Annotated in this window: 19 protein-coding genes and 1 other RNA gene; 12 read left to right on the forward strand and 8 right to left on the reverse strand. The window is 53.4% G+C overall.

What is annotated here, in order from left to right:
* Window positions 1–108: 108 nt before the first annotated feature.
* From KNP71_RS12910 to KNP71_RS12930, 5 genes are all read right to left on the reverse strand, one after another.
* Entirely contained in the window at window positions 109–756 is a 648-nt protein-coding gene (locus tag KNP71_RS12910) for an ABC transporter ATP-binding protein (RefSeq protein ID WP_214827358.1), read from the reverse strand.
* A complete protein-coding gene (locus KNP71_RS12915) occupies window positions 753–1,760 on the reverse strand; it encodes an ABC transporter permease (RefSeq protein ID WP_131471188.1) in 1,008 nt (335 codons plus the stop codon). The genes KNP71_RS12910 and KNP71_RS12915 overlap by 4 nt, the downstream gene beginning before the upstream one ends.
* 67 nt (window positions 1,761–1,827) lie before the next feature.
* The gene (locus KNP71_RS12920; protein WP_131471187.1) at window positions 1,828–3,174 is read right to left on the reverse strand and encodes a sensor histidine kinase; all 1,347 of its coding nucleotides are present in this window, start codon (window positions 3,172–3,174) and stop codon (window positions 1,828–1,830) included.
* Window positions 3,171–3,836 carry a response regulator transcription factor gene (locus tag KNP71_RS12925; RefSeq protein ID WP_131471186.1) on the reverse strand — a complete coding sequence of 222 codons (666 nt, stop codon included), beginning with the start codon at window positions 3,834–3,836 and terminating at the stop codon, window positions 3,171–3,173. Before KNP71_RS12925 ends, KNP71_RS12920 begins: the two co-directional genes overlap by 4 nt.
* A 63-nt stretch (window positions 3,837–3,899) precedes the next feature.
* Complete coding sequence (locus KNP71_RS12930; RefSeq protein WP_131471185.1) at window positions 3,900–4,790, reverse strand: hypothetical protein; 891 nt, start codon at window positions 4,788–4,790, stop codon at window positions 3,900–3,902.
* A gap of 169 nt (window positions 4,791–4,959) precedes the next feature.
* Between KNP71_RS12930 and KNP71_RS12935 the strand changes: the two genes are divergently transcribed.
* Window positions 4,960–5,367 carry a hypothetical protein gene (locus KNP71_RS12935; protein ID WP_131471184.1) on the forward strand — a complete coding sequence of 136 codons (408 nt, stop codon included), beginning with the start codon at window positions 4,960–4,962 and terminating at the stop codon, window positions 5,365–5,367.
* A 105-nt stretch (window positions 5,368–5,472) separates the two neighbouring features.
* The gene (locus KNP71_RS12940) at window positions 5,473–6,927 is read left to right on the forward strand and encodes a S8 family peptidase (RefSeq protein ID WP_131471183.1); all 1,455 of its coding nucleotides are present in this window, start codon (window positions 5,473–5,475) and stop codon (window positions 6,925–6,927) included.
* A 38-nt stretch (window positions 6,928–6,965) separates the two neighbouring features.
* Here the strand turns inward: KNP71_RS12940 and KNP71_RS12945 are convergent, their stop codons facing one another.
* Window positions 6,966–7,370 carry a hypothetical protein gene (locus KNP71_RS12945; protein ID WP_021067512.1) on the reverse strand — a complete coding sequence of 135 codons (405 nt, stop codon included), beginning with the start codon at window positions 7,368–7,370 and terminating at the stop codon, window positions 6,966–6,968.
* Between the two features lie 121 nt (window positions 7,371–7,491).
* On the opposite strand from KNP71_RS12945, the gene rnpB reads away from it, so the two are divergent.
* The 4 genes from rnpB to KNP71_RS12965 all read left to right on the forward strand — a co-directional run bounded on the left by rnpB (window position 7,492) and on the right by KNP71_RS12965 (window position 10,576).
* Window positions 7,492–7,859: RNase P RNA component class B (gene rnpB / locus KNP71_RS12950), an RNA gene on the forward strand.
* A gap of 106 nt (window positions 7,860–7,965) precedes the next feature.
* Window positions 7,966–9,132, forward strand: coding sequence for a THUMP domain-containing class I SAM-dependent RNA methyltransferase (locus KNP71_RS12955; protein ID WP_021067511.1), 1,167 nt, complete (start codon window positions 7,966–7,968; stop codon window positions 9,130–9,132).
* Window positions 9,133–9,574: 442 nt separating this feature from the next.
* A complete protein-coding gene (locus tag KNP71_RS12960; RefSeq protein ID WP_214827364.1) occupies window positions 9,575–10,057 on the forward strand; it encodes a VOC family protein in 483 nt (160 codons plus the stop codon).
* A 21-nt stretch (window positions 10,058–10,078) separates the two neighbouring features.
* The gene (locus tag KNP71_RS12965; RefSeq protein ID WP_214798348.1) at window positions 10,079–10,576 is read left to right on the forward strand and encodes an NUDIX hydrolase; all 498 of its coding nucleotides are present in this window, start codon (window positions 10,079–10,081) and stop codon (window positions 10,574–10,576) included.
* 45 nt (window positions 10,577–10,621) lie between these two features.
* Here the strand turns inward: KNP71_RS12965 and KNP71_RS12970 are convergent, their stop codons facing one another.
* Complete coding sequence (locus KNP71_RS12970) at window positions 10,622–11,488, reverse strand: DNA/RNA non-specific endonuclease (RefSeq protein WP_214827367.1); 867 nt, start codon at window positions 11,486–11,488, stop codon at window positions 10,622–10,624.
* Between the two features lie 256 nt (window positions 11,489–11,744).
* Between KNP71_RS12970 and KNP71_RS12975 the strand changes: the two genes are divergently transcribed.
* From KNP71_RS12975 to KNP71_RS13000, 6 genes are all read left to right on the forward strand, one after another.
* Window positions 11,745–11,927: a hypothetical protein gene (locus KNP71_RS12975; RefSeq protein ID WP_021067507.1), complete on the forward strand. Its 183-nt coding sequence runs from the start codon at window positions 11,745–11,747 to the stop codon at window positions 11,925–11,927.
* A 68-nt stretch (window positions 11,928–11,995) separates the two neighbouring features.
* The gene (locus tag KNP71_RS12980; RefSeq protein ID WP_214827370.1) at window positions 11,996–12,901 is read left to right on the forward strand and encodes a Gfo/Idh/MocA family protein; all 906 of its coding nucleotides are present in this window, start codon (window positions 11,996–11,998) and stop codon (window positions 12,899–12,901) included.
* Between the two features lie 59 nt (window positions 12,902–12,960).
* Window positions 12,961–14,379: an alanine/glycine:cation symporter family protein gene (locus KNP71_RS12985; RefSeq protein WP_029595416.1), complete on the forward strand. Its 1,419-nt coding sequence runs from the start codon at window positions 12,961–12,963 to the stop codon at window positions 14,377–14,379.
* A gap of 108 nt (window positions 14,380–14,487) precedes the next feature.
* Window positions 14,488–15,309, forward strand: coding sequence for a YihY/virulence factor BrkB family protein (locus KNP71_RS12990; protein WP_131471179.1), 822 nt, complete (start codon window positions 14,488–14,490; stop codon window positions 15,307–15,309).
* Between the two features lie 79 nt (window positions 15,310–15,388).
* Window positions 15,389–15,943, forward strand: a complete 555-nt coding sequence (locus KNP71_RS12995) for a hypothetical protein (RefSeq protein ID WP_029595418.1) — start codon at window positions 15,389–15,391, stop codon at window positions 15,941–15,943.
* An 83-nt stretch (window positions 15,944–16,026) separates the two neighbouring features.
* Complete coding sequence (locus KNP71_RS13000; RefSeq protein ID WP_021067502.1) at window positions 16,027–16,251, forward strand: hypothetical protein; 225 nt, start codon at window positions 16,027–16,029, stop codon at window positions 16,249–16,251.
* A gap of 147 nt (window positions 16,252–16,398) precedes the next feature.
* On the opposite strand, the gene putP is transcribed toward KNP71_RS13000, so the two are convergent.
* A complete protein-coding gene (gene putP, locus KNP71_RS13005) occupies window positions 16,399–17,880 on the reverse strand; it encodes a sodium/proline symporter PutP (protein ID WP_029595420.1) in 1,482 nt (493 codons plus the stop codon).
* Window positions 17,881–17,908 lie beyond the last annotated feature (28 nt).

Raw genomic sequence — 17,908 nt, forward strand, 5'->3', positions numbered from 1 at the left:
AAAAGATGACTCCCGTACAGTACAGGAATCATCTCCTTGAAGCAGCATAAGTTTTTTTATTAATGTCCTTTACATGGGGTACAGATTAGGACGCGGTCTTCCCTTTTTTTAATGTCGGGGCGAGGGTTGAAGCTGACCGTCCTGAAGCAATAGGACCCGGTCGCAGACGTCTAGCATGCGTTCATCGTGAGTGATGACAAGGACTCGACGTCCGTGATTACGCGCCTCAGCGACGAGCAACTCCATGACCCGGCGCCCGTTCTCGAAATCGAGGCTCGCCATCGGTTCATCGGCCAACAAGAGTCGAGGCCGATTGATGAGGGCTCGGGCAACGGCGACGCGCTGCCGTTCGCCGCCCGACAAGTGCTTCGGCAGTTGATTGAGGCGATGACTCAGACCGAGGACGTCGAGCAGGTGGAGCGGGTCTTGTTTAGATTCGCTTTCGGCCTGGACGAGCTCGAGTTGTTCTCGAACCGTCAAATATGGAACGAGGTGGGCTTGCTGAAATACGAAGCCGATTTCATTCAAGCGAAGCAAGCGTCGTTCTTCTTCACTCGCAGCGAGCAACTCCCGTCCCTCGAGCTCGATGAGCCCAACGTCAGGTCGTTTCAATAAACCAAGAATTTGGAGCAGCGTGCTCTTCCCGCTACCGCTCGGTCCGATGATGCCGATACATTCCCCGGGCTCGACCTGTAAATCGATGCCACGCAAAATGGGTTGTCCGTCATACGTATGGCAAATATTCGTCAATTTCATTGTCCAATTCCTCCTAGCGCGTCGGCGGCGTCAAGCCGGCGCAATTTCCAAAGCGGCAACAATGTCCCGATGAGTGAGAGGGCGGCCATGACCGCACCATATGCGAGCACGTTGCCCAAGTCGAACCGGAACGGGATGGCGTCTGGGACGAACGTGCCGGTGAACCCTGTCAGCACCGTGGCTAGCAGGCTCGCCGTGAGCACCGTGGCCATGACCTGGATGACGAGAGCCGTGCCGATCACACGGGGACGAATCCCGATTGCTTTCAAAATCCCGAGCTCCGGGAGCTTTTGGAGTGTCAACATATAAAAGAAAGCGGTCAAGATGAATGCGCCGATGAACAGCAAGAAGCCGCGCATCATCGTGAATGTGCCTTGTTCTGCCGTATACCCAGGGACGGCCTTAACGACGTCTTGTTTCGTCATCGTAGCGAGTGAGGTGTCAGCCTTCCCGAGCCAGGCCGAGACGTAGGCGGGCTGACCGCTAGCCGTCTGGAACGCTTCCCACGTATCCTGTGTTGCCCAGATGACCGGGGCGTGGCTATAGCGACCGTCCGTCGTCCCGACGATGGTGAATGCATACCCGGACGCAAAATCGCGAACCGTGTCTCCGATTTCGACGTCACCGAGAAAACTTGGGTCGACGAGCACGTCCCCGACAGCGAGGTCAAGCTCGGGCCCGATTGTGGAATCTTTCGGCAGTGTGAATAATGTGGCATCCTGTTTTTTCGTCCCATGGACGAGCGTCATCGATTTGACGCCGAGCGGGGTGAGCGCATCGGGTGTCGGCAGTTCGATGAATGAGCGGGTCAATTGCCCGTCGGCATCATCGGCCAGTTGAAACGACTCGACATCGAGTTCACGCAAGGTGGCCCCGTTATCATAAGCCAGACCGTCCGCGAGTCCGGTGATCAATGTCGACAACAAGACGATAAGTAGCGTGATTACGAAAATGAGCGAAAATTTTCGTTTTTGCCGCCACATCTCTTTTAATCCTAAGTTCATAAAAAAAGCCTCCTTCATAGCGATGAAGGAAGCATAACCGACCAAGATGAACGGAATATGAACATGACTACAACGTGACGTAAAAGACGGTACCCGCCCCGAGCTGAGATTCGACCGTCAACGTGCCGCCGTGAAGGTGGACGATATCTCGGGCGATGGCGAGGCCGAGCCCGGTGCCTCGTCCGGATCGTGAGGCGTCGCCTTTATAGAAACGCTCGAACAGCCGTGCCTTCGTCGCTTCATCCATGCCGACACCAACGTCTTGAATCAAGACGGTCGGGCGTTCGCCTTGATACGCCTTGATGGTGATGAGGCCACCGTCTGCAGAAGCGTGAATCGCGTTCGTCAGCAAGTTGGACCACACTTGTGCCAGCAATAGCGGGTCACCGGTCACGAAGAGCGTCGAATCGAGTTCTGTGGCAACGGCGATCCCTTTCTCGTCGAGTTGGAACGTGTGCCGCCGGATAACATCCTCGATGGACGCACGCACATCGACCGGTGTCGTTAACGACACGTTGGCCTCGTCGAGCCGGGCGAGGAGCAGTAACTGTCTCGTCAGATCGGACAGGCGCGAAGCCTCGTCTCGAATGATGGCGGCATGCGCTTTCGCGTCACCGTCGGTCGTCGCGACGAGTTCCGAGGCGTAGCCTTTGATGGAAGTGAGCGGGGTCTGGAACTCATGGGAGACGCTCGAGACAAACCGTCTGCGCTCGCCTTCCGATTTTTCAAGCGAGTCGACCATATCGTTGAAGCGACGGGAGAGCGTGCCAATCTCATCGTTGCGCTCGAGCGGGAGGTCGCTCGGCCGACCCCCGGATGCGACCGAATCGGTCGCAGCGGTCAACGTCCGCAACGGGCGGACGAGTTGACTCGTCGACAAGGCAATCAAGATGAAGGCGAGCCCGGTCAACAAGGCGAAGAACAACCCGACGAATAAATGCAGCTCGCGGATTTGGGCACTCAGATCGGGACGGATGAAGACGGCATCCTCACCATCGATGCTAAACCCATACGTATTGACGACCTCGTTGTCGAACAGTCCGAGCAAAAACAAGTGGAACGGATAGGTGTGCATCCCGTCGTAGGTTTCACCGGACCGGACGGAGGCGATGACGTCGGTGTCGAGCCGCTCATCCCGGAACGCTCCGCCATAGCGTTCAATCGTATCGTCCGGTCGTACGACGAACAACTGATAGCCGGTCTGAGCGAGCAGTGTATAAAATGTGGACGTCTCACCATCGGTATGGGCCTCGAAGTACACTTTCGCGGCCTCAGCCGTCTGTTCGGTCTTGTCGCTATAGGACGGTTGCCACCACACGTAGTAGGCGACGTTGCTGACGAGCAGGGCGATAGCACCCGACAACAATAAAATCATAAACACGGTCAAGACGATTCGCGTGTATAACGTCTTCATGGCGTCACCTCGAGCGTATACCCGACGCCTCGCACCGTCCGAATCATGTTGCCTTCGTCACGGAGGCGACCGCGTAATCGCTTGATGTGGACGTCGATCGTCCGGTCGTCGCCTTCGAACTCGAGGCCCCATACTTGCTCAATCAATTCATCACGGGTGAACACACGACTTGGAAACGCAGCCAACTGATAGAGCAGCTCGAACTCTTTTTTCGGCAAGTGGATCGTCTCCTCATGAAGTTCGAGCCGATAATCACGCAAGTCGAGTTTGAGCGGTCCGGCAGTGACGACCGTGGCCGCATTCTTGGCGTAACGTTTCGCGACGGCTTGGAGCCGGAAGAGCAGTTCTTCTGGAATGAACGGTTTCGTCATGTAATCGTCGGCCCCGTGCTCGAAACCGCTCCGTTTCTCCTCCCATTCCCCGAGGGCGGTCAATAGGATGACCGGAATATCCGTCAATCGTTTCAGCCGGGAACAGAGCGTTCGCCCGTCTTGGCCCGGCAACAGGATGTCAATCACGGCAGCATCTGCAGGTCGCTCTAAAAACAGTCGCTCGGCGACGTTTCCGTCCATGGCCGTGGTGACGGTGTGACCGGCCCGCTGTAACGTCGTTTCAATCAGATGCAGGATGGCCAGGTCGTCTTCAACAATCAGTACGTGCATGACTCTCTTCCTTTCTCATGAAGGACATCGAAAACAGGTGACCCATGTCAGGTCACCTGGCCGTTATGTCGCTTTGGTCAGTTCTTTGTGTAGCGCCCGGAGCGCCCGCAGGAAGGCATCTTTGAAGTACTTGTCTTCTTGGGCCTCGAGCGTCTCGAGCGCGGTCGTATCGCCCGCGCTCGCTTTGACGAGCAGGTTGACGACCGTTCCCCAGCGCTTGACATGCTCGGGCTTCGGATGGTTCATCGCAACGGTCAACGTGAACCAATACGGTTGGTCCCGACGCTGCAACGTGGCAATCATCTGCTTGGCCGTCTGTGCCTCCGCCTCGGACGGTAACGTGGCCGTCGCGAACCAGCCGAGCAGTCCGGCACTCATTGCCTCGAGTCGCGCCTTGGCTTCTGACTCGATCGGCTCACGTCCGAATTCGGAGATATTGACGAAGACGAGACGGTCCTTGCGGTCGAGGTGGGTGATCCATCCTTTGACCGTCTTGAGCTTGTCTTTGTCTTTCGACTGGGCTTTGACCGTGTAACCGTTCAGTTTGCCGATGTAAATTCGGAACTGGCCACGGTCGAGTTGCTTATCGACTTTGAACTCGATGTCCTGACCGACCGTGAACGGTTGGTTCTGTTTGTTGAGCGTCTCGCCTTTTTTCAGTTCCGGACGTCGGACGATGTAGCGGAGCGCTTCTTGTTCGGTCTTGTCGTCGAGCGTCCACAGATTGTTCGGTGTGACATTTTTAAAGCGATGCCGGCGGACGAAGATGTATTGATCGAGCGCCTCGACGGCGTCGGTGACGGAATTTTTTCCACTCAAATAATCATCGGCGATATCTCTTAGCGTGATTGATTCGAGCCGGTCGATATGCCCGACGTATGGGACGTGTCCGACGACGAACAGGGCGGTGGCAATCAATTCACTCTCGCGAGGGGTCAGAGGACGTTTGGCCATGTTGCACTTCCTTTCTTGCATTCATATCATTTAGTATACCAAAAACAAATTTCGACATGTTGTATGAATCAACCAGATGGAAAATTTTACAGGCATACAGGATTTCGTGGATTGATTGCGAATACTTGAATATGATAGAGCTATGCGGATGTTGAGATGAGGTGATGAGATGAAGCTATCGATAGAACCGGGGGATTATGTCGTGTTGATTGAAATCAACAAGGAAGTATTGAAATGTACGTCCCTCGATCAGGCCGACTATGTCGACCGAGACCGCTATGAACTGGTCGGCCGGATGAGTGAACGGCTCCCGGCCGAGGTGATCGTCCCTTCTATCATCGACTATATTCGGTTCGGTAGTGGATATATCGGCGACAATATCGTCTGGGACACAGAGACGGAATCGTTTTTCTGTCAACAGTTCGAGACGATTGATGGATCTCCGCTCGGTGAGGACCTCGACGGATTTACACCCGATCCGTATCGGACGGAACTGGCGCGTTATTATACGTATTTGACCATCGGAAAGATTGTCGACTATGAGATGGATGAGCCTGACGAACCGAACTATTGGTGAGCGTCGAAAAAATGTCACAATCTATTTTTCGAAAAAAAGGGAAATTGATTCCGTAATTTGAGATAATGGGGGCATCTTAGGAAGTTTGGAATGGAGCGGTAGGCGATGAAAAAAATGATGCTTGTGGCGGCGCTCGCGCTGCTCATGCCTGCATCGGTGGACGCGGCGAAACCGGTTGTATTGGAGAAACACGGTTACATCGTGGCCGAGCCGAGGGTCGGGAACCAATACTATATCAAGCAAACAGGCACCGATTTGGCGTGGAACACGACGCGCGGCGCTTCAGACATCGTGATCGCTTTAATCGATTCGTCGGCCGATCGTCGGCATAAAGAACTATACAAGGTCCCTCGTGTCGTCAATTCGATGAAAGGGCCTTACAGCGTCGATTATCATGGGACGCATACGGCCGGCATCATGTCTGGCCGTCACAACAAGTTCGGGATGGCCGGACTTGCTCCGAACGTACGCTATCATTTTTATAACGTCTTCTACGGTAAAAACTCGGAGTACACGGATTCTTGGACCGTCGCCAAAGCGGTCGATACGGCGGTGGCGAAAGGGGCGAACATCATCAACCTGTCGCTCGGCGGGCAAGATTACGATCAAGTCCTCGCCGATTCGATTCGCCGGGCCCGGGCCAAAGGGGTCATCATCGTCGCCTCGGCAGGAAACGACGGGGAGAAGACCGTCTCGTTCCCGGCCAATATGAAAGAAGTCATCGCGGTCGGGGCGATTGACGCGAACCGTCGCGTCGCCGGTTTCAGCAATATGGCCGCTCAAGTCAAAATCGTCGCCCCCGGGGTGAACATTTTGTCGCTCGGCCTGAATAACGGCTTCGTCTATATGGACGGGACGTCGATGGCCGCGCCGATGGTGTCGTCGGGTCTCGCGCTCGTCAAATCGGTCAATCCGTTTTTGACACCGGCCGATGTGGACGCCTTGATTCAAAAGATGCCACGGGCGAGCGGCAAGATTTATACGGAGCTGAACACGAAGCGGCTCCTCGATGCGACACCGCGTCCCGTGACGCTCTCGGTGCCGTCGACGCTCAAGAGCCGTTACGTCAAAGAAGCGAAACTGACGGTCATGAAAAAACCGAATTTGAAAACGACGTATACGTTATATCAAGGTACCCGTAAAGTGAAGACGCTGTCGGCAGGGAATTCGATGTTCACGATGTATGCCGGCGGCGATTGGCTACCGAGTGGCTCGTACAAACTCCAAGCCGTCGTCACGGATGGGAAACATAAACGTACGGCCAGTCGGTCCTTCAAATACGTGAATCCCGTCAAGCCGGCGGTTGCGGTCAAAGCGTCCGACGGAGGCACGTTCGAATTGGCGACGACGCGAAAAGGGGTCGTCACCGTACTCGATGCGAACAAAAAAATCGTCTATGAGGCGCTTCACGTACCGGGCAAGTTCCCGGTCCGGAGCGACACGGGAGCTGCGTACACGGTCGTCTTGAAACCGACCGACGTCTCTGAGAAAGTGGTGACGGTCAAGTATGCGCCGCAACCGGTCCAAGCCGAGACGGACAAATCGGCGGAATCGACATGAAAAACACCCGGAGCCAGCGCTTGGCTCCGGGTGTTGATTTATGCTTTCGTGATGGCTTCACCGCTCCAACGAATGTTCGCTTCTAAGACGTTGCCGTTGTCGTCGATATGTTCAAAACTCAGTTTCCCGTCGACAATAATCTCACAGAGACCGACACGGACATCCTCGCTCCATGCGCGACGTGTCTGAGTCGACGCGTCGAACGTCGGAATCGATTCAGGAAAACGTTCCTGTAAGTGGGCCAAGTTATGATGGTCGAAGTGATACGGACGTTTGGACAGTTCATTCGGTGCTTTAATGTCAAACGGCTCGAATCCTCGGACGAGTCGATTATTCCGGTAGAAGGCGAACACGCCGTTGTTTGGGTGGAGCGCTTTAATGTCATCGATTTCAATCACATAGGTCAGTCGTTGAATCCAACCGTTTTTTGCATCTTGACGCATCAAAATCCCTCCTTGTTCAATGGAACACGCCTTATTTTAGCGCTGACGCCGGTGAAAATCAAGTTCAGGTTCTCGGTTGTCATTTCACGGGTTATCCGCTACAATGGGTAAAGTGACTATGAGGTCTGGGCAATCGCGGGACGCAAGTCTTGAGGAAAGTCCATGCTCGCACAGCCTGTGATGGCTGTAGTGATCGTGCTACACGAAAAGATAAGTGTAGGCAACGCAAGTTGACGGCAGAAGAAGCACCTAAGTCCTCGGATATGGTGCAAGCTTCTTGAAAGTGCCACAGTGACGGAGTCTGATCGGAAACGTTCAGAGTGGAACGAGGTAAACCCCACGAGCGAGAAACCCAAACTATGGTAGGGGAACTTCCTGACTGGAACCGAACGGGACGGAAGGCGCCAATCGGCGCAGATAGATGATTGTCACTCCATCGTGCCAGGGAGACCGTTATGAGCACCGGAGTACAGAACATGGCTTACAGGGCAGCATAGTCTCTCATTTAACATTGACCAGGAGTTCAAGCAATCCTACTTGAGCTCCTTTTTACATGACCATTTTAGGAGTAACACTTATAGAAAGTAGGGATAGTATGGCAAAACGAAAACTGATTGCCACCGCAGCGATGGGCATCGAAGCACTCGTCGCCAAAGAAGTGCGCGACCTCGGCTACACGTGTGAGGTCGAGAACGGACGCGTCTATATCGACGCAGAAATGGAAGACATTCCGCGATTGAACCTATGGCTCCGGACGGCAGACCGCGTCAAGCTCGTCGTCGCCGAGTTCAAAGCGACGACGTTCACGGAACTGTTTGACGGTGTCGTCGAACTGCCTTGGACGGATCTCATGCCGTGGGACGCTCGATTCATCGTCGACGGCCGCTCGGTCAAGTCGAAGTTGTTCTCGATCCGCGACTGTCAGAAAATCACGGAGAAGGCGATTGTCGACGCGATGCAACGCGGATACGATAAGCCGGGCGAGTGGCTGCCGAAGACGGGCGCCTACTATCCGATTGAAGTCGCCTTGTTGAAAGATGTGGCGACGATCACAATCGACACGTCAGGTGACGCGCTTCACCGTCGTGGTTACCGTGAGCTCCACTCACAGGCACCGCTCAAAGAGACGATGGCTGCGGCAATGATTCAGCTAACGAACTGGAAGCCGGACATGCCGTTCTACGACGTTTTCACCGGCTCAGGGACGCTCGCCATCGAGGCGGCGCTCATCGGTCGTAACATCGCGCCTGGTCTCAACCGTGAGTTCTGTTCACAAGACTGGCCGTGCGTACCGAAGAAAGCCTGGTATGATGCAATCAATGAAGCGAACGAGAAAGCGGAATGGGACAAACCGCTCAAAATCTACGGCATCGACCTCGACCCACGCATGGTCAAGCTCGCCAAGGATAACGCCGAGCTTGCCGACGTCCGTGACGCCATCACGTTCGTCCATAGTGACGCGGCTGCCTTGAAGCCGAAAGAAGAGTACGGTGTCATCATCGGCAACCCGCCATACGGCGAACGGTTGCAGACCGAAGAAGAGATTATCGACCTGTACGAGCGGATCGGCCAGCAGTTCGCCAAATATCCGGGCTATAGCGTCTATATGTTGACGAGCTATGAGGATTTCGAGAAAGCGTATGGCCGTCCGGCGACGAAACGCCGTAAGCTGTACAACGGGAATATCGAGACGCAATACTACCAGTTCTTCGGTAAACGTCCGCCGAGACGTTCAGCTGAGCCGACTTCTGATACGAAATAAGTCTTCATTGCACACACATTGCACACTTTTTGTTTGTGATACTGAAGACAAGCGAAAACTGCTCCTAGGAGCAGTTTTTTTGCTTGCCGTGGTTTTTTTCGCCCTTGTAGGTGACGGAATGAATGTATGTGCAAGATAGTCGGACCAGTCCTCATAAATGGGCATGGCCCGTCCTAAGTCCGTCTGTTCAAGAATCGATTGCGCGTTCTTCTTGTCTTTCTAATACGTGACGACGAGACGTTCGAATAGCCTCCCTGGAGTCGGACGGCAGTGAAGGGCCATACAAGTTTTTAAACATTGCGTAATCGCATCCTGTAACACATTACATCACTCACTTTCCTATACATCGCTCTACCGTTCAACATTCAAGCTATTATAACTTACATTTCCATATATAAGGATTATACTCATAATATGGCAAAGATAGGGAGATGAAGAATGGATGATAAGAGGTATATATGAGGCACACTTGCCGGTAAGTGATTTGACGGTGTCGATTCCGTTTTATGAAAAACTCGGAATGAAGCTGGCCTTCCAAAACGAGTCCTTGGCGTTTCTATGGATCATCGAAGGAGAGAGTTGGCTCGGTTTGTGGGAGAGCGATCGCGTCGAGGTGCCGTACCATCCATCGATTCGTCATGTGGCGTTTCGAATCGACCCCGAAAGCCTTGAAACGGTGAAGAAGTGGCTCAATGAACGGGATATCGAAGTACGGACCGCATTCAAGATGACGCCTGCAGAACAGCCGTTAGTCCTGCCGAACTTCCCGCACGCACATGCCGCTATCTATTTCGACGATCCGGACGGGAATTCGCTCGAACTGATCACGTTTCTTGAGACGGACCCGACCGCTGCGTTTCAAATGATGTCTTTCGCTAACTGGTCAGAAGAGAAGCGGATGCAAGGGTCACAACATACTGAATGAGACAAGGCAGGGGGTAGGGCGATGTATCGGTATACGTTATGTCTATTGAAATCAGAAAATGAAGTCTTACTGTTGAATCGTGAGAAGTCGCCAGCGATGGGACTATGGAACGGCGTAGGTGGGAAAATCGAGTCGGGCGAGACGGTTGAAGCGTCGGTCTGTCGAGAAGTATTCGAAGAGACCGGATATAAGATTGAGCATCCTCTGTATAAAGGGGAGGTCATCCTGCATGGAGAACAGCAGGTCGGGATGCATCTGTTCGTCGTGGAAGTCACGAAACATGAAGCCGCTGACAAGGTACAGAGGACACGTGAAGGGATTTTGGAATGGAAGCGAATCGACTGGGTGCTTCATCCTGACAATATGGGAATCATCAGCAACTTGAAGCAGTATTTACAGCCGATGCTAGACCATCCTATGCCTCGGCGCCATACGTTCCGTTATAACGGGCATGAGTTGTTGACGTACACGCACGACCAACTGGATGAAGCTTCAAGCATTGTACATAAAACGAGATGATTGGCCCCATCGGCCAACCATCTCGTTTTTGATTCAGATATTGGATCACTCGCCAACCATCCCGTCGCCATCGTTATCACGCATATGCGGATAGAGCCAATGGACGCTCGTGATCGGCATGGTGAAGCCGGCGTCCTTCGCCTCTTGAATCGTCACTTGGCCGTTGCCGTTCGTATCGACGCGCGTGACGTCACCGCTTGCTTCGGTGGCCGATGGTGCGCTCTCCGTCAATCCAAGTTCTTCATTCACCTCATCCGGGTTGACGTTGTCGAACGAGTCGGTAACGACATTTCCTTTGACAGTGTATGTGTACTCATAGTGTGAAGGGATATGAGTATTCGTATCCGGATATGTGATGAGCGCCTCGAAGTCGGTCGCGCCGCCTGCGCTCCGGATCACGCTCTCCATATACGCCTGGTCGCCGTGGCGATTGAGCGTGCTGTTTTGGGGCGTGATGTTGAAGGCGTTCGAGACGCCGCCGAGCGAATCGGCGATGACGTGCCCTTCGTCGAGGTCGCGGTGTTCGACCCCAGACACTTTCGCCTCGTCAGCGTAGTATCGCCCATCCGACGTCCCGTCTTCTCGGTCGTCATCTTGCAGCACAATCTCGTCCGCAATCACTTTCACGAGTTGACCGTGCTCGTTCGTGAACGCCCAATATTCGCGGTCGCCGTATCCGATATCGACGACGACATTACTCTCGCGTTCACCTGACAAATCTCCACCCTCGACTTCGATCATGTCATAACCGGTGAAGCGGTCCTCTGTCTGCGGTTCGGGTGGCGCCGTCGTCTCGACGGCGGACTGTTCTGGGGTGTCCGTCACCGTGGTGGTCCCGGCTTCTTCGCTCGTACAACCTGCCAATAGCAGAATCGAGAGCGGGAATGCTAAATAAGTAATGTTTAATTTCATTTCAAGTCTCCTATGTGTGAGGCATACTTGTTCATTCTAGGAATCTTCGACACGATTGACAAGCAATCGGATTGGGACGTGTTTCGGTCGTGCTTGTCATAAACGAGCCAGAAATTGTCACGATTCGATGACGCGCCTCCGTTGGGACTAGTGGTACAATGGATGGGAACGGTCCGGCGGTCGAGCGGGTTATGGCGTTTCAATCGTTTCGTTTCAGGCTATACATACGTATACATCGCTTGAGAGGAGACGTATCATGCAGACATATACCATCGAATATGCGTTCCAGGACAAAGAGCAGACGACGCGGACGTGTGAGGTCGTTCTCGACCGGACGCCCGATTTACATGATAACGAGCAATTGGCCGACTTGTATCAAATCGTGTCAGATGCGATTCGTAAACCGATTACCAGTTTTGAAATTGTAGCGGTCCATTAAACGAACCTTTGACCCCGGGCACACGCCTTGGGGTTTTGTTCAGTCTTAGGAAGAGGAGAGATGTACACATGAAGATTGTCGTTGTTGGGTTAGGGGACGTCGCGAAGAAGGCGTATTTGCCGGTCTATGCCGGTTTAGAAGGGGTCGACGTTTATCTCGTCTCGAGAGACGCGGCGAAAGCGGGTCAACTCGTCGAGAAGTATCGTTTTGCCGGTCAGTATGCATCACTCGAAGACGTCCCGTTCGAGATGATGGACGGTGCGTTGATTCACTCGACGACATCGGTCCATGCCGACCAGGTCGGTTACGTGCTCGCGCAAGGTGTGCCCGTCTTCATCGATAAGCCGGTCACGTTCATGCTCGAGGACACGGAGCGGCTCGTACGCCTCGCTGCCGAGCAGGGCATCGAGCTCATCACCGGGTTCAACCGCCGTTTCGCGACGGCGACGGCTGCCTTAAAAGAAGTGTCCGACCCGAATCTGATTTTGATTCAAAAGAATCGGACGTATCAACCGGCGACGCTGCGTGAGTTCATCATCGAAGACTTCGTCCACGTCGTCGATACGCTCCGCTATTTGACAGGGCTCGCCCCTGTCGAGAATTTGGCCGTGCGGACGCGCCATGAGGCCGGGACGTTGAAACAGCTCCAGATTCAATTCACGGCCGGAGGGGTCGAAGCGATCGGCATCATGAACCGGGACAACGGCTGTACGGAAGAAGTGATGGAAGTGATGTCGCCTCGTCTGAAGCGGGTGTCGCGCGACGTTGAGCGTGTGTATGATTTCACCCGTGACGGCATGCTCGAGCGGGCACTGAATCCGTGGGAGTCGAATTTGACGCGTCGCGGCTTCACGACCATGCTCGACGAGTTCCTGAAGCTCCTCGCAGGTGAACCGAATGACTCGGTGCGGGCAGAGGACAGTTTGACGACGCACGCGCTCTGTGAGCGCATACTAGAGGAGGCTTCGCGTTGACCGTGTCGTTTCTGTGGCCCATCGGGCGGGTATTAACTCCGTAAAAGGAGGGGATGCGCATGGATATTCGTGAGCTCGTCATGCAGGTGAACGACCTGTTATGGACGTACGTACTCATTTTCGTTTTGATTGCCGGAGGGTTGTATTTCACCATCCGGATGGGATTCGTCCAGTTCCGCATGTTGCCGGAGATGTTCAAGTTGCTGTTCGTCAAAGGAATCAAACACGAGAAAGGGCAAGTTTCATCGTTCCAGGCGTTCGCCATCGGAACGGCCGCACGGGTTGGGACAGGGAATATCGCTGGCGTCTCGACGGCCATCGCACTCGGTGGACCGGGCGCCGTTTTCTGGATGTGGCTCATCGCCTTGATCGGTTCGGCTTCTGCCTTCGTCGAGAGCACGCTCGCCCAAGTGTATAAAGTGCACGACGGGAAGGCGTGGCGCGGTGGACCCGCCTACTATATCGAGCGGGCACTCGGTCAACGGTGGCTCGGCATCGTGTTTGCGATTTTAATCACGTTCGCGTTTGGCTTCGCGTTCAACTCGGTACAGGCCAATACGATTGCTTTATCAATCAATAACGTCTTCGAAGTCGATACGCTCTGGGTCGGCATCGTCTTGGCTCTCGTGACGGCCGTCGTCATCTTCGGCGGGATTCGCTCGATTTCAACGTTGTCGGGGATTATCGTCCCGATTATGGCCGGCGGCTATATCCTGCTCGCCCTCTGGGTCGTGTTCACAAACCTAGAGGCCATCCCGGCCGTAATTTCGGCCATCTTCTCAGAAGGGATTCTCGGCTTCCGACAACTGCTCGGCGGTGCAGTCGGTGCGGCCGTCCTGCAAGGGATTCGCCGCGGCTTGTTCTCGAACGAGGCGGGGATGGGGTCGGCACCGAATGCGGCCGCGACCGCGGAGGTCAGCCACCCGGTCAAACAAGGCTTGATTCAATCGCTCAGCGTCTTCGTCGATACGCTCTTTATCTGTACGGCGACGGCGATGATTGTCCTCATCTCGGGAGTTCCGGGTTCAGAGGACTTCCAAGGCATCGAGTTGGCGCAAGAGGCGCTCTTGACAGAGATTGGGCCGCTCGCGACGACACTCATGACGATTGCCATCCTATTGTTCGCGTTCAGTTCGATTTTGGCGAATTACTATTATGGGGAAACGAACATCGAGTTCATCTCCGAACGAAAAGTGTATCTGGTCATCTACCGGATTGCGGTCGTCGGGATGGTCTTGTTCGGCTCGGTTCGATCGGCGGGGTTGGTCTGGTCGATCGCCGATATCTTTATGGGCTTGATGGCGCTCGTCAATATGTATGCCATCTTCCGACTCAGTAAGGTCGCCAAAGCTTTGCTCGACGATTATGTGGCGCAGAAGCGAGCCGGACGTGATCCGGTGTTCAATCGTGATGATGTGGATTTACCTGGTAAAGAACATGTCGAGGCGTGGGAAGAGAAACGAGAGAACATCAGTTAAGATCGGGGCAAGAATCGGACGCGTCGCGCCATTCTTGCCTTTCCTTTATCAAATTTCTTATTTCAAATACCGCATTTATTTAATAAATTATAGAAAAGAGTGCACGAAATGATACAACCATTCCTTCATACATTCAAACGATTTTTTGCCGAACGATTTTTCGACCAAGCCGCCATGTTGGCCTATTATTTCATCTTATCGACGTTCCCGTTCTTACTGTTCGTCCTCGGGATCGTCGGGTGGCTGCCGTTCTCGAGCGGGGACGTGATTTCCGCGCTCGCCCTGGTCATGCCTGAAGCCAGTTATCGGTTGCTGGAAGGGAACATCGAGGCGATTTTTGATGATTCACGGTTGCGGATTGCCTCACTCAGCATCTTGCCGGCGCTCTGGATCTCATCGATGGCGGTCCAATCGCTCGTCCGGTCGCTCAATGACGCCTATCGCCTGATTCGGAACAAGGCGTTCTGGCGGGGCGTGTTGCAAGACATCGCCGTGACGCTCGCGCTTATGTTCGTCTTGCCGTTCTCGCTACTGATCCCGGTCATCGAGACCGCGCTTCGGGAGTTGGCGACGCATATCATCTTTATCGACGACATCGTCGAGCGCTATGCGCAAATCTGGTTCTATTTCCGCTGGATCGTGGGTACGCTCGTCCTGTTCAGCGTTTTCTTGCTCGTCTATAAGTGGTTGCCGAGCCATCGCGGCACGTTCCGCGACAGTTGGGCCGGGGCGGCGTTTGCTACCATCGGCATCTTGACAGTTTCGAACGTGTTCAGCTACTATTCACAGTATGCAAACTATGAACAGTTTTACGGTCAACTCGGTGCTTTCATCATCTTGCTGATCTGGTTCTATTTGGCGGCCTCGGTCATCCTTCTCGGGGGGCTGTTGAACGCCACGCTTATCGAACGAAAAGAAATATCCGGTTGACGTGTAAATGCTTGTTATCATTCTTTGATTCAGGGAATGATACGGTTAAGGTCACATCTTTTAATCGGAGGTGGGAAACATGGATATGCAACGGCTCGTACACAATCGTCGTTTCATCGATCAAACATTGTTTTACCTCGCCTTACAATTATGGAAGTGGGTTATGTTACTACCGGTCTTGTTCTATCTAGACGTTTCGATGAGCAGTGCCCCGTTTTCCCAGTATGTGGCGGTCAGTCTGTTGCTGTATGTGGCGTTTCGTGTCATGCAGTACGTGATTGCCAGCCGGGCTTCGTTGATGGAGTTACTCGAATTCGGCTATGCGGTGCTATCGCTCGTCCTCGTTTTCTCCTTACTGCTTGAACTCTCAGCATCGCCAGGAGCCATTGCCTTTGTGCTCGGTGTGTTCTTGGTCCATCCATCGCTCGCCTTGCACCATTACCGTGACTTCACAGAACGGAAGTGGTTGAACAAGCAGTTCCAATTGTTCAGTCCGATGCTTCGAAAAGGTGAGATTCCGGTTCACGTGCTCGTGTTGACAGAGGATGAGATTATCATCACGGCAGAGAGTGGAAAAGAGTACACGTATCGGCATATCTACTGGGGCGGATTCTATATCGAAAATGTCTCATGAAGGTGGTCTAATCATTGAATAGTGTGATTGTGATGGTATTTTGGGTAGTAACATTTATTGTGTTCTTCAAAGGGGCGTTCGATATGTGGCGAGAATGGCGTGCCACGAGACAGCGCTCGGTTCTATATTTCTTTATCGTCTTGTTGCTCACTTGGTTCTGGTTCAACCCTTACCAGCTGACGGCGCTCCATCCGTTCGTCTTGATGGCGTATTATTGGAACCGGAACCGTCGGATGCGCAACGCGATGCTCGTGCTCGTCCTCGTGCCATTCTTCATTCAACTTTGGTTCATGGCGAGAGCGATGTAATTTATTCAGACCACAGACAAGATGTCTGTGGTTTTTTCTTTAATCCTTTGTCACGGCCATTTATAAAACAAGCCGCGTTAGAGTAAGGATACGCGACCGTGCGCAACAAAAAACGCGAGCCGTTCGGCCCGCGTTTTTTGATTGATGTTATTCTTTTTTCGCAACGGCGAGTTCAGCTTCCATTTCACTGAATTCACGGTTGATCCGTTTCTGCTCACGTTGGCTCGTAAACGTGCTGACGAGCACGATAGCAAGCATACTGAGGAAGAAGCCTGGTACCATCTCATAGATGACGGCCGAGAGTCCAGTCACGATCCAAAGGATGACCGTGATGGCACCGACGAGGATACCGGCAAGTGCACCTTGGCGCGTCATCTTGTTCCAGTAAAGCGACAAGAGAATCGCTGGACCGAACGCTGAACCGAATCCGGCCCACGCATAACCGACGAGCGTCAAAATCGTGTTCGACGGGCTGAGCGACATGAGTGTCGCGACAAGTCCGACCGTTAGGACACCGATTCGACCGGCGAGGACCATTGTTTTCTCACTGGCATCTTTATTGAAGAACTTACGATAGAAGTCTTCTGTCAATGCCGACGATGTCACGAGAAGCTGTGAAGAAACTGTCGACATGACCGCTGCCAAAATCGCAGCAAGCAAGAATCCAGTGATGAACGGGTGGAACAACACTTCTGAGAAGCGGATGAACACTGTCTCCGGGTCAGCGAGAGGATTCCCTTGACCACGGAAATAGGCGATTCCGACAAGTCCCGTCATGACAGCACCGATGATTGAGACTGTCATCCAGCCCATACCGATGCGACGTGCCGTTTTCAATGATTTCACATCACGAATCGCCATAAAGCGGACGATGATGTGTGGCTGACCGAAGTACCCAAGTCCCCAAGCGAGGAGACCGATAATTCCGAGCGTCGACGTTCCTTCAAACAGGTCGAACAATTCGGTATTGATTGTGGTAGCCGTATCGACGGCGTTTGATACACCACCGACGTCCGTCAAGGCGACGACTGGGACAAGGACGAGAGCGAGGAACATGATGACACCTTGCGCAAAGTCCGTCCAACTGACGGCTGTGAAACCGCCGAACAGTGTATATAGTGCGACGACGCTAATCGTCACGATGACACCTGTCTGATAGTCGAGCCCGAATGAGCTTTCAAACAACTTCCCGCCAGAGACAAGTCCGGCTGACGTATAGAACGTGAAGAAGATGATGATGACGGATGCAGACAGGATCCGTAGCCAGTTCGAGTGATCTCGGAACCGATTCTCTAAAAAGTCAGGAATCGTGATCGAGTCATTTGCCATCTCTGTGAAGACACGTAGACGGGGAGCGACTAACAAGTAGTTCAAGTAAGCTCCGATGACCAATCCAACGGCTAACCAAATCGCTGATAATCCCGTGGCATACATTGCACCCGGAAGTCCCATTAACATCCAACCACTCATATCCGAAGCTCCGGCTGACATGGCGGTAACACCTGGCCCCATCTTGCGGCCACCTAACATATAATCTGATGAATCGGTTGTCCGTTTATAAGCGACGTATCCGATGAGGAGCATCATCACGAGGTAAAGCGCGATGGATACCCATTCTTGCCATAACATTTGATTACCTCCTGTTTGCTTTCAATTG

This window comes from Exiguobacterium sp. s56, from assembly GCF_018618255.1.
Taxonomy (GTDB): domain Bacteria; phylum Bacillota; class Bacilli; order Exiguobacteriales; family Exiguobacteriaceae; genus Exiguobacterium; species Exiguobacterium chiriqhucha.

Coding starts and splice junctions, on each gene's coding strand:
- KNP71_RS12910 (WP_214827358.1), bottom strand. CDS start 756: ATGAAATTGACGAATATTTGCCATACGTATGACGGACAACCCATTTTG.
- KNP71_RS12915 (WP_131471188.1), bottom strand. CDS start 1,760: ATGAACTTAGGATTAAAAGAGATGTGGCGGCAAAAACGAAAATTTTCG.
- KNP71_RS12920 (WP_131471187.1), bottom strand. CDS start 3,174: ATGAAGACGTTATACACGCGAATCGTCTTGACCGTGTTTATGATTTTA.
- KNP71_RS12925 (WP_131471186.1), bottom strand. CDS start 3,836: ATGCACGTACTGATTGTTGAAGACGACCTGGCCATCCTGCATCTGATT.
- KNP71_RS12930 (WP_131471185.1), bottom strand. CDS start 4,790: ATGGCCAAACGTCCTCTGACCCCTCGCGAGAGTGAATTGATTGCCACC.
- KNP71_RS12935 (WP_131471184.1), top strand. CDS start 4,960: ATGAAGCTATCGATAGAACCGGGGGATTATGTCGTGTTGATTGAAATC.
- KNP71_RS12940 (WP_131471183.1), top strand. CDS start 5,473: ATGAAAAAAATGATGCTTGTGGCGGCGCTCGCGCTGCTCATGCCTGCA.
- KNP71_RS12945 (WP_021067512.1), bottom strand. CDS start 7,370: ATGCGTCAAGATGCAAAAAACGGTTGGATTCAACGACTGACCTATGTG.
- KNP71_RS12955 (WP_021067511.1), top strand. CDS start 7,966: ATGGCAAAACGAAAACTGATTGCCACCGCAGCGATGGGCATCGAAGCA.
- KNP71_RS12960 (WP_214827364.1), top strand. CDS start 9,575: ATGATAAGAGGTATATATGAGGCACACTTGCCGGTAAGTGATTTGACG.
- KNP71_RS12965 (WP_214798348.1), top strand. CDS start 10,079: ATGTATCGGTATACGTTATGTCTATTGAAATCAGAAAATGAAGTCTTA.
- KNP71_RS12970 (WP_214827367.1), bottom strand. CDS start 11,488: ATGAAATTAAACATTACTTATTTAGCATTCCCGCTCTCGATTCTGCTA.
- KNP71_RS12975 (WP_021067507.1), top strand. CDS start 11,745: ATGCAGACATATACCATCGAATATGCGTTCCAGGACAAAGAGCAGACG.
- KNP71_RS12980 (WP_214827370.1), top strand. CDS start 11,996: ATGAAGATTGTCGTTGTTGGGTTAGGGGACGTCGCGAAGAAGGCGTAT.
- KNP71_RS12985 (WP_029595416.1), top strand. CDS start 12,961: ATGGATATTCGTGAGCTCGTCATGCAGGTGAACGACCTGTTATGGACG.
- KNP71_RS12990 (WP_131471179.1), top strand. CDS start 14,488: ATGATACAACCATTCCTTCATACATTCAAACGATTTTTTGCCGAACGA.
- KNP71_RS12995 (WP_029595418.1), top strand. CDS start 15,389: ATGGATATGCAACGGCTCGTACACAATCGTCGTTTCATCGATCAAACA.
- KNP71_RS13000 (WP_021067502.1), top strand. CDS start 16,027: ATGTGGCGAGAATGGCGTGCCACGAGACAGCGCTCGGTTCTATATTTC.
- putP (WP_029595420.1), bottom strand. CDS start 17,880: ATGTTATGGCAAGAATGGGTATCCATCGCGCTTTACCTCGTGATGATG.